Source organism: Streptomyces sp. NPDC059828 (assembly GCF_042731955.1).
Taxonomy (GTDB): domain Bacteria; phylum Actinomycetota; class Actinomycetes; order Streptomycetales; family Streptomycetaceae; genus Streptomyces.
In genome coordinates, this window is sequence record NZ_JBHWIW010000009.1 from 142,941 (window position 1) to 152,961 (window position 10,021).

9 protein-coding genes are annotated in these 10,021 nt (G+C 64.9%); 3 read left to right on the forward strand and 6 right to left on the reverse strand.

Going from position 1 to position 10,021, the window contains the following annotated elements; all coding sequences use genetic code 11:
• Positions 1–121 precede the first annotated feature (121 nt).
• Positions 122–1,369: an XRE family transcriptional regulator gene (locus ACFV6V_RS08430; RefSeq protein ID WP_385560959.1), complete on the forward strand. Its 1,248-nt coding sequence runs from the start codon at positions 122–124 to the stop codon at positions 1,367–1,369.
• 32 nt (positions 1,370–1,401) lie between these two features.
• Here the strand turns inward: ACFV6V_RS08430 and ACFV6V_RS08435 are convergent, their stop codons facing one another.
• Together ACFV6V_RS08435 and ACFV6V_RS08440 are read right to left on the reverse strand one after the other, a co-directional pair.
• Positions 1,402–2,646 carry a hypothetical protein gene (locus ACFV6V_RS08435; RefSeq protein WP_385560961.1) on the reverse strand — a complete coding sequence of 415 codons (1,245 nt, stop codon included), beginning with the start codon at positions 2,644–2,646 and terminating at the stop codon, positions 1,402–1,404.
• Positions 2,639–3,247 carry a DUF4365 domain-containing protein gene (locus ACFV6V_RS08440; protein ID WP_385560962.1) on the reverse strand — a complete coding sequence of 203 codons (609 nt, stop codon included), beginning with the start codon at positions 3,245–3,247 and terminating at the stop codon, positions 2,639–2,641. Before ACFV6V_RS08440 ends, ACFV6V_RS08435 begins: the two co-directional genes overlap by 8 nt.
• Positions 3,248–3,979: 732 nt before the next feature.
• Between ACFV6V_RS08440 and ACFV6V_RS08445 the strand changes: the two genes are divergently transcribed.
• On the forward strand, positions 3,980–4,129 hold the full coding sequence (locus ACFV6V_RS08445) for a hypothetical protein (protein ID WP_385560964.1): 150 nt from the start codon (positions 3,980–3,982) through the stop codon (positions 4,127–4,129).
• 226 nt (positions 4,130–4,355) lie between these two features.
• Here ACFV6V_RS08445 and ACFV6V_RS08450 read toward each other — a convergent pair whose 3' ends face one another.
• The gene (locus tag ACFV6V_RS08450) at positions 4,356–4,610 is read right to left on the reverse strand and encodes a DUF6233 domain-containing protein (protein ID WP_385561052.1); all 255 of its coding nucleotides are present in this window, start codon (positions 4,608–4,610) and stop codon (positions 4,356–4,358) included.
• Positions 4,611–5,733: 1,123 nt separating this feature from the next.
• Between ACFV6V_RS08450 and ACFV6V_RS08455 the strand changes: the two genes are divergently transcribed.
• Positions 5,734–6,345 carry a GNAT family N-acetyltransferase gene (locus tag ACFV6V_RS08455; RefSeq protein WP_385560967.1) on the forward strand — a complete coding sequence of 204 codons (612 nt, stop codon included), beginning with the start codon at positions 5,734–5,736 and terminating at the stop codon, positions 6,343–6,345.
• Positions 6,346–6,672: 327 nt separating this feature from the next.
• Here the strand turns inward: ACFV6V_RS08455 and ACFV6V_RS08460 are convergent, their stop codons facing one another.
• The 3 genes from ACFV6V_RS08460 to ACFV6V_RS08470 all read right to left on the reverse strand — a co-directional run bounded on the left by ACFV6V_RS08460 (position 6,673) and on the right by ACFV6V_RS08470 (position 9,633).
• Positions 6,673–6,969, reverse strand: a complete 297-nt coding sequence (locus tag ACFV6V_RS08460; RefSeq protein ID WP_385560970.1) for a hypothetical protein — start codon at positions 6,967–6,969, stop codon at positions 6,673–6,675.
• 27 nt (positions 6,970–6,996) lie between these two features.
• On the reverse strand, positions 6,997–9,018 hold the full coding sequence (locus ACFV6V_RS08465) for a TerD family protein (protein WP_385561055.1): 2,022 nt from the start codon (positions 9,016–9,018) through the stop codon (positions 6,997–6,999).
• Positions 9,019–9,213: 195 nt separating this feature from the next.
• Positions 9,214–9,633, reverse strand: a complete 420-nt coding sequence (locus ACFV6V_RS08470; protein WP_385560973.1) for a hypothetical protein — start codon at positions 9,631–9,633, stop codon at positions 9,214–9,216.
• Positions 9,634–10,021 lie beyond the last annotated feature (388 nt).

The following is a 10,021-nucleotide window of genomic DNA, read 5'->3' on the forward strand; positions in this document are numbered from 1 at the left end:
AAGTGACAGCCCGGGGACAGCAGAGCAGAGGAGGGGACATGCCCGGTGACACCCCCCTGTCACCTTTCCTGTCCCCCCGGCTAACGCGCGAGACTCAGAGCAGGCACTCGGAGGAGGGCGCATGACCGACGACAGGCCCGCTTGGGCACGACGCATCGCCGCTGAACGAATGGCGCGCGACTGGTCTCAACGTGACGCAGTCAGGGCCCTGCGCGCGCACGCCCCCGCGGAGCTGCCCGCCGAAGAGAGCATGATCCGCCAGTGGAAGCGCTGGGAGTCGGGCCAGACGCCGAACGACTTCTACCAACCGATCATCGCGGCCACCTTCGGCACCGTGACACACGCGCTGTTCCCCGCGCCTGCACGGCGAGACGGAGACCGGGAGATCCTGGCGGCGAGCGGCATGGAGACGCTGGAGATCGTGAGCCGTCTGAACCGGTCCGACGTCGACAACGCCACGCTCGATGCCCTGCGGATCACGACAGACCGGCTCGCCTCGGAGTATCCGTTCATGCCGAGCGAACAGCTTCTCATCGAGGGACGGCAGTGGCTTCGCCGAGTCGTCGAACTGCACACGAAGAGCCTCACGCTGGCACAGCACCGCGAAGTACTCGCTCTGTCCGGCTGGCTCGCTCTGCTGGTCGGCTGCGTCGAGTACGACACGGGCGACCGTCATGCCGCCGAGTCCACACGCCGCGCCGCACTCTCTCTCGCGACCGAAGCCGACCACGCAGAGGTGGCCGGATGGGCACACGAGATGCGGGCATGGTTCGCTCTCACGACCGGTGACTACCGGGGCGTCATCGCGGCAGCGCAGGCCGGAGCCGATGCGGCGGCCCATCACAGCGTCGCCGTGCAACTCGCAGCGCAGGAAGCCAAGGCATGGGCACGGCTCGGGGACCGCCGGCAAGTGGAAGTCGCGCTGGACAAGGGGCGCCGGATTCTCGAAGGGATGCCGCACCCCGAGAACCTGGACAACCACTTCGTGGTCGATCCGGCCAAGTTCGACTTCTACGCAATGGACTGCTACCGCCTCGTCGGCGAGGACCGACTAGCGCGCACGCTCGCCGAAGAGGTACTGAGGGCAGGAACGGACTTCGACGGCACCGAGCGCTCACCGATGCGCAACGCTGAAGCCCGCGTCACGCTAGGAGTCACGGCGGCGCGTGAAGGCGATCTGGAGCAGGCACTTACGATGGGTGCTCGCGCCCTCGAAGGCGACCGCCAGTCAGTACCGTCGCTCATCATGACCAGCCGCGAACTCGCTGCCGAGATGAAGCGCCGGTACGCGTCGGAGCCATCGGCTCAGGACTACCTAGCACGGCTGCAGACTCTCGGACAAGAGAAGCCTGGCTTCCTGCCGAAATGAGCAGCCGTCATAGTCGCTGCCTAAGTGCCAGCTCAGCTGGAGGAATTGCCACCACGCTCAAATAGGTCCATTTGCCCGTCTGGCACGTCTATGCCTTTAGACGAAGGGCGGGCACCGTAACCCGCAATGGGCCCCATCGCCTGAATCACTGTTGCATGGTAAAGCCAACTCAGGTTTCCTTCTTTCTCCAGAGTTCCACTGACCTGAAGCGCAAGCTCTTCTTCGTGAGCACGAATGGCTTCATGGTAGTCCTCTTCGTCCCTGAGTCGGACACGCACTTTACGCGGGGAGCCTGGAAGGAGAGACTCAATCCCGAAAACGCCGGGGCTACCTGCATTCTTCTTGGTCAGCAAGTGGACCCTACCGACCATAGTAACGACTTGGGTGCTCTGATCTTCAGCGAGTTGAACAGCAGCCCTGCTTAGTGGCTCCACATCGTCACTGGTGAATTCGAAGTATGAAGGCAATGAAGGAGAAGCTGGAGCGCTGGAGTCCCACTCGATCGAGATGTCAGCGGCGTCTGCGCGGCTAGCCATACCCAGAACCGCATTAGTCATTTCGTAGGAGACCCCACGACTTACACCGTCCTCAAAACCAGAAAGCGAGCTACTCGCATGGTAGTGCTCTAGCGCTTCAACAGTGGCTTCAAGAGCCTTAACCACTGCTTGATTCACCGCACGGACGGGCGCTGCACCCACTTCCGGAATAGTGTTTGATACGCCGCCTTCACCACCGGACTGGAGTGATACGTAGCCGTTTGGCGGAGCATAAGCCGTCACGATATAACTGCCCGGGGCCGTCTGCCCCATCAGCACTTGATCCAGGTATCTTCCAGCAAATCGGCCATTGCGATTCACGAAGTGGCGCCCCGGACTGACATAAGACTTGGCACCCGCGATCAGCGTTTTCCTCGCCGACTCAATTAGGGCCTCACCGCTTCGCCATTCAATGAGCCCGCTGGGCGCCGCAGATTCCTTCCGAAACCGAAATTCGTCCGAAGCTTCAACAGCAAGGCGCGGATATATCGAACGCGCCCACAGCTCGCGATCTTGCGAGATCTGCAACAATGCAGCATGCAGCAGGTCCGAGAACTCGGGGGCGGAATCATCTAGGGGAATGACAAGGCTCGACTTCCCGATACCTGACGAAGTTCCCCCTGGCGGAAGAAAACGCTTATAGAGTCCCTGACGTCCGCCAACTTGTCGCCAGCCAGCCTCTGTTAGCAGCGCCCCCAGGCGGTCAGGATCAACGTGAGCGGGGATCTTGACGTTATTCATGCAGCGACTCACCCCTATCGATCCTGTCGAGGATAAAGTTCAACGATCCAGCGTCCAAAAGGTTCTTCGTCGGGATGCGCACCGTGGGCTTCTGGACATGCGATGGAGCCTGTGCCCCCTCCAGATATGCCCAGTAGCAGCTTCGCCTAGTCAGCAGCCCATCGTGATTTGCCACAGTCCAATCGGTTTGCCGCGGCGACATCGTCATCACGATCAGGATGGCCTTGTTGTTCTTTCTCGGCTTGACCATGTGATCGAAGTACTTGCGCTTCGTGAACTGGTAGCTGAAAAAGTCCTTGCTGCCGTCTGGACACGTGGTGGTGGTGCTCTTCAGCTGGGCAAACACCATGGACTCTTCCTCAAGCGCTGTACGCGGAGGGCGAATCAACTGGACATCGGCACCCCAGAAGTCCTTGTCAACGGTCTCCATGGTGCAGCCGGCCGTCGCCGCCACACTCGCGACGTACCCCTCTTGGAGCTGCTCCATCATGCCGGTGAACGTCAGCGGATCGACCGGCTCAATGTTGCTCCTGCGCGGCTCGCCCGCTCCTGCGCCATCGACTAACCCGACCATAGGTAGCGCCCCCACCCCCTTAGCCAACTTGACAAGGCTAGATCAACTGAGAACCGAGCGGAAGACGTTGAACGAGCATTGAGGCGGAGTGGGGCTTCCGGCTCACGCCGCTACCGCGCTCAGTGATGTCGACGTTGGTGGCCCAGGCGTCGGCGGCTTGCGGCGACCTGCCCGTTACTCGGGCCGTTGCCCTCTCGAGCGACTCCTACGCCGCCTATCAGCTCAGGCGCCTGGAGTCGCTCGGCGCACTCAGCGGCAGCGGCTCAAGCTGGCGCCCAGTCCGGCTCAGCTAACCGTCTTGGGCACGCGCAGGAGCGCCGGCAAGGCCTCTGCGCAGGGTATGCGATAGAGATCGACATCGGTCGCGCACCATTGGAGAGAAAACACAAGGTCAGAACTGGTTCCAAGGGGCTCACGGGCATGCCCTCCGGAGCCGTGTGCGCAGGTTCGAATCCTGCCGGGGGCACAGAAGCCGGACCAGCGTGATCAACCCGCTGACCTGCGGAAGTGCCAGACATCAAGAGCCGGACCCAGTCCCACTGGATCCGGCTCTTTGTCGTTCTCACGCACGGTTCCCGAGTGAGTGGCGAGTGAGAATCAGGGCGCCGCTTCGCGCCATCCCATCGCCTCTTCGATCTTCTTGTTGTTCGCCTCCTCCTGACCATCGATGCAGCCCTCGTACCGACGGTGGATGACCTCCGGGGAGTTGCCGGCGCGTCGCGCGACTTCTTTCCCGAGACCGGGCGGGTCTCCTTAAGGGTGAGGACGCCCCTCAAGGATCTGGAGTCCCTGCCGTGGAACGAGCCCGCCTGCGTGCAGGTCATGCTGCACGACCAGGACGACGATCTGTTCGGTCTGTGGATGTTCCGCGGCGGAGCCCTCGTCGAGGTGGGCATCCCCGGCACCTAGCGGGTGCACATTGCTGCCCCACCGTGGGACACGGACCCCGGCTTCCTGGTCCAGACCAGCTTGGGCAGGGAGAGGACCGGCACTCGCCCGAGCACGTACAAGACCCGCGGTCGTGCTGGTGATCCGGCCCAGACCGGGGCCGGACAGGTACTGAAGTCGCCGTTGCCGGTCCTGCCCGGACAGGACCGGCTTCATCTAGCTCCGAACGGCTTCGACCGGACAAGTCCTAGTCAGACAGCGGGTCGCAGATCTCGCAGGCCTCCAGCTCGGGGAATTCTTCCAGGGCGACGAGCACGTGTTCGTGGTCGACGTAGCCCAACTGGGTCTTGTACAGGCTGCAGTCGGCCCGGTGCAGCATCGGCTCCATGCCGCTGACGCGGCCAGGCTGGAGTTTCCACAGCCGCGCAACGCGTTCCTTCTCCCGCCGGCGTTCCTGCTCGGCCTCTTCGGCTTCGAGCTGGCGGATGGTTCCCTCGGTCAGTCGCGGCTGGTAGGTGAGCCAGTCGCGAGTGCGCGCTGCCGCAGGAGCCGCTGCGCCGTCGTGAGCTCAGACATCGAATGGCTCCCAGCTACGAGCCAGCCGTCGGTTGGACGTCAGGGAGACTCTTCAGCCGGATCCGGGCCGCCACACGCTCCCCGGCTTCTACCGTCCGCCAGTGCGGATGTGTGGCCACAGCGACGGACCGCTCCTGCAACAGTTTCTAGAGTCGATCTACTTCGGCGACCTGCTCCGGGGTGTAGCCGGGACTGTCCTCACGCACACCGGTGATCCCCCCCTGTGTGCGGGTGCTCCGTGCCCGGCCAACCCGCCATCGGTTCCACGGACCACGGCAGCGTGGCGCATAGCGCCTTGTAATCAGCCCGCGCTCGTGCAGGCGCCGCTGCGCATCGATCAGGTCAGGAGGGTAGGAACCGGCCACCTCACAATGATACAAATGTTCGATTCTTTGTTGTGCTGATGATGGCTCTCATCCAATCGAGGCATTTACTCACCGAACCCAGTCGTTCGGCCGTCCGTCTCAGTGAGGCGTCTAGGCGCGTGTGGCGAGGAGTCAGGCCGCGGCGGCTTCTAGCTCAGCTCCGAAGCACCCGCTGGCATTCCAGCGGTGCGCACACCTCAAAGCCGAAGTTGCGCATCTCGCCGGACAAGAGCACTTGGAGGTACTCGGGTCCATCCGCCTCTTCACGGCCCAACAGGATTTCGACGGTGAGCCGAGTACCGTCCGCGAGACGGCGCGATCCGCTCTGCGGTTCGCTGTCAACCAGCGGGGTTCGGCGTAGGCCGCTTCGAGCAGCTCCGGACGAACCCGCCCGTCGTCGCGAACCTTCTGCCAACCCGCTTCGACCAGGATCTGCTGATCCGGTGATGCCGTATCCATAGTGACCATCATCCCCGCGCTCCGGAAGTCGGATGTTCGGATCCGGCTCCGACAACGATGGCAATTCGACGCTGGATCCAGGAACAGTGACCACTTGGTTCCAACCAGCGTGTCCCGCAGGGCCCGAAGCTCCAGGTCACCGCCAACCGCGCTTCCAAATATCGTGTTCCGGCGCAGCTCGTGCCATCGAAGTCTGAGTAGGTGGGGGTCATGGGAGTTGCCGGGGTGCTCACGCTGACGGAGATTGCCGATGATCCGCTGGTGCTGACGCGCCGGCTGGCGCTGGAAGGCGGGTCGGAGGTTGTGTTCCGCCCTCTCGCCCGCGCCGATGCGGAGCGCCTGGCTGGCTTTCTCGAGGGACTGTCCCCCGAGTCCAGGCGGTTCAGCACGCAAGACGGGTACGACCTCGTGGCCGCCCGTGAGCTGTGTGACGCGATCGCGCGCTACGACAAGCTCAGGCTGGTGCTCGAAGAGGCACCAGCCGGCAGGATCGTCGGCCTCCTCGAATTCAGCCTCGATCTCCACCCCGACGACATCGCGCGCTACCAGGAGGCCGACATCCCCCTCGCAGCGACCGACTGCCGCTTCGGCCCCACCCTGGCCGACGACTACCAGGGGAAGGGAGTAGGAACGCACGTCTTCCCGCTCATCGCGGACGTCGCACGGCGTCTGGGCAGGAAGAGGATCATCCTGTGGGGCGGAGTCCTCGCCGGCAACCCGCGCGCCATCCGCTACTACGAGAAAAGCGGCTTCCGCCCAGTCGGCACCTTCGCCGAGGCGGACGGCACCCGGTCGCTCGACATGCTTCTGGACCTCGACCTGCTGCCGGGACAGTGAACGCTGTCACTCGAACTTCGGTGGGACACGCTCATTCGTCGCTGTCACAGCGGCAGCAGGCAACGGTCCGCAGTGGCTACCACCCCGGCAGGGGTGGGCCTCGACCCTCGACCCTCGACCCTCGACCCTCGACCCTCGACCCTCGACCCTCGACCCTCGACCCTCGACCGACAGATCGTGACTCAACTTCTGCGTCCTATAGAGGGAGTGTCTGACCTCGACGAGGTGCTCCGGCCGGTCGGATCGTTCACGGGACGCGCTCGATGTCTGCCGCCTTGTAGCCGCGATCCGCGGCCTTCGCCATGACGGAGGTGAAGTATGTGGTCTTCACTGACTGCACGTAGCCGACCGCGAGTCCCGCGTTGAGAACGACTTCTCCTTCGAGTGGTTCAGCAGAGAGACCACACGAGTCGAGGAATCGTCGAGACTCTTGATGTCGGGGTTCCCGGACCAGCCGTCCTTGCGCAGCAGATCCACAATGGCCGGCCAGCACTTGTCCTTGGCCTGCGGCCCCGTGTACCAGGTGTCGCGGTTGCCCAGGATCACCCCGTGCGGTTCCTCGAGCTCCTTGATACGGATCAGGGTTCCAGGGGTCAGCCGCGCGAATTGGCGGGGGCCTCGCACGGCTGCTGGGCGCGGGACGCCGCTTCCCTACGTCGCTCCCGTACTCGTCGTGGATGGTGCCCGGCGTGGGCTCAGGTGGTCGAGGTGGGTGACCACGGTGGTGTAGAAGCGGTGCACGGCGTCGTCGACGCTTCGGATGAAGCCGGACTCGGCGTTCCCGCGGGTGCTTCCCATTCCTTTGAAGAGGGACAGGCGGAAACCCGTGATCTGGGTGCCGTTGTCCCTGGGGAGGATGTCTGCCGGCTCGGGACGCAGGCGCTCCAGGGTGCTCCGCGGGCCTCCTGTCCCGCCTTCGACCAGGGTCTCGATGTGGAGGTCCGCCGGTGCCTCGGCGAGGCGCCGGATGAGCCGCTTGGCCCAGGTGAGGGGGTAGCCCTGCTCGGGTGCCGGGATCTCGATGGAGGTGCGCAGTTTGCCGGTACGAAGATCAGCGGTGATCGCGAGTGCGCCGGGGGTGTCCTCGATGCGCAGTTCGGCGTGCAGCCTTCCCTCGACACAGAGCTGATCGGCCAGTCCGGCCCGGCGGGCTCCGGGGTCGGCCCCCCGTTTGGCCCGCTGGACGGGCAGCACCTTCTGCCCGAGTTCGCCGCCGAGACCGAGGCAGACCTGGCGGATGAGCCTCTCCCAGCTCTCGACCACGTCCAGTGCGCGCGCGTCTCCTTGGCACAGGGTTTCGTCGTCGATCCCGTTGCGCACGGGGACCCAGGCCGCACCCATGTTCTGGAAGCCGTGGCATCCTGAGTTCTCGTGCTGCAGGTAGAGCAGCAGTTCCTGGAGCAGCCAGGCGTGCGCCATGTTGCCGACACCCTCGTGGCGGATCAGCATCTGTGCCTGATAGGCGACTTCGGCCCAGGACAGGTGCCAGAGGGCCACTTTGTGCTTGCGTCGGCCATCGATCTTCACGTCGACGAGGGGGCTGCCCTCCAGTGCGACGTCGTTCGACAGTGTGATGACGGCTTCGTAGCCTCTACGGGTGGCGATGTCCATGTAGGCCTGAACTTGATCCGGCTTCAGGGAGTTGCCGTTGGTCTTGGTCTCGATCAGCGCCGTCCACAGCTTACCGGCCCGCTCGATGCGGATGACACCGTCCGGGCGTCGTGGCGTATCGCCGTGCGGCAGGGAGACCTCGGTGAACGTCTCCACACGGCCCGCGGGTGCCCCGTACGCGGCGGTGAGCCGCCTGCCGAACTCCGGCACCTGCGCCATGACCGACAGGAGCACCGAGGTGGCGCGCATTTCGCGGTCGCGGTCGCTCTTGAGCACCGAAACCGGGAAGAGCCGGGCCCCCTTCCAGGAATCGTTCTCCGCCAGGGACTTCTTGGGCGCCGGGGGCAGCGTGACCTTCTTCTTCGCGGTCCGCGGCCTTGCGACCGCCTTCCCCGGAGCGGCACGGTGGGCGGGGAGACGCGGAGCCGGTGCCGTGGTCAGCACGGGCACGCCGGCTAACGTGTGAACAGTCGTCTCCGCCAGTCCCTCACCGGCGGCGCCGCCCAGCGGTTGCTCCGCGGCGACGTCGTCCTCGATGTCGACGCCGAAGTCCTTCGCGAGGCCGGCCAGGCCGGTGTCGTATCCCTGTCCGACCGCGCGGAACTTCCACTCCTCGCCACGCCGATACAGCTCGCCGAAGATGAAGGCGCTCACCGAGCCCGCGTCATCGATGGAGAACCGTAGGAGGTTCTCGCCGCTCGCGTCGGCCAACGACACCTTGAGGGCGTCCAGTTCTGCGAACCCAGCGCCGGCATACCGACTCGCCGCCACGACAATGCGGCCGACGTCCTGCGGGATCGCGGTGAGATCGAAGCTGATCCGGTCCTCGTCACCGTCCCTCGTCGGCGTCTTGCCCAGCAGCTGCACGCTTCCGTCAGCGGCCACCGGGTTGTTGTAGAAACAGAAGTCGGCGTCGCTGCGCACCTTGCCGTTCGCGTCCAGGAGCAGGACGGAGACGTCCGCGTCGCCTTCACCGGTCGGGCTCAGCCAGCCCAGACTGAAGATCACCGAACTGACGTTGTCGCTCAGGGCCGCCAAAGCCACGTTGGCGCCCTTGACCATGTCGAGCACAAGCCCCCCAAACCCCGTACGCCGTACACAAACATGCCGCCGCACCGACATCCCTCACCCGGATGGATGTGATGTGCCACACATTGAAGACTGTAGTACTCGCAGGAGAAAAGCTCCGGCGATCGCACGGAATCCACCCGCCGGTCCGGATTCGGAGGACCGCCGCACGCGTCCCGGACGAGCCGCTCACCGCATACGGCGATGACGGCGGTGGTAGGAGTGGGCCACGGCGCCCAGCAGCGGGCCCCAGAGGAACGCGGGCAGGTAGCAGAGGACCATCACGGTGTTGGCACTGCCGGTGAGGTGTCCGTCGGGACGGACTCCGGCGAGGAGCTGAGCGATCACCACCGCGGTGATGGCGGTGAGCGCCAGCGCCCCGAACACCGCGGATACCAGCGCGGCCCTGGGGTGGACGTCACGTCCGCCGATGAAGGGGAGCCACCGCGGCAGTCGTTCGCCCCAGGGTCTGACCAGGCCGAGCGTGAGCAGGGCCGCGAGCTCGATGAGCACGGCGAGGCCGATCACGTACATCACCCCCCAACCGGGGATTCCGTACTCCTCGCGCAGGACTTGTTCCGAGTAGCCCACGGGGATACCGAGGGCCATGGCGATTCTCCATAAGCCGGACGGCAGGGTCGCCAGCGGTGCCGCGTGGGCGGCCCACACCGCCCACCGGGGCGAGGGTGGGACTGAACTGGTCACGGGCACGAGGGAGTTCACAGCGGTAGTCACGTCGCCATACTCCCGATCCGTCACCGCTTCCACATCGGCCCATGGAATCAACGGCGTCATCCGGCGGGAGGAGTTGCCCGATGCCATGACAACCGACCGCACATGACGAGAAGTGACACCGATGACGGATCGTCCCGGCGTCCCTGCCAGCAGCTTCCGACGAGTTCGCACCCGCCGACCAGCCGCCCAGCTGCGTGGACGCCAAAAGGAACGACGGTGGCCCGGGATGCTGCTGGGGTGGTGGGGCCCCCGGGGCCCCGCG

What these genes read in the sequence shown, in the direction of transcription:
- ACFV6V_RS08430 (WP_385560959.1), top strand. Translation starts at nt 122, where the DNA reads ATGACCGACGACAGGCCCGCTTGGGCACGACGCATCGCCGCTGAACGA.
- ACFV6V_RS08470 (WP_385560973.1), bottom strand. Translation starts at nt 9,633, where the DNA reads ATGGCCCTCGGTATCCCCGTGGGCTACTCGGAACAAGTCCTGCGCGAG.
- ACFV6V_RS08435 (WP_385560961.1), bottom strand. Translation starts at nt 2,646, where the DNA reads ATGAATAACGTCAAGATCCCCGCTCACGTTGATCCTGACCGCCTGGGG.
- ACFV6V_RS08465 (WP_385561055.1), bottom strand. Translation starts at nt 9,018, where the DNA reads ATGGTCAAGGGCGCCAACGTGGCTTTGGCGGCCCTGAGCGACAACGTC.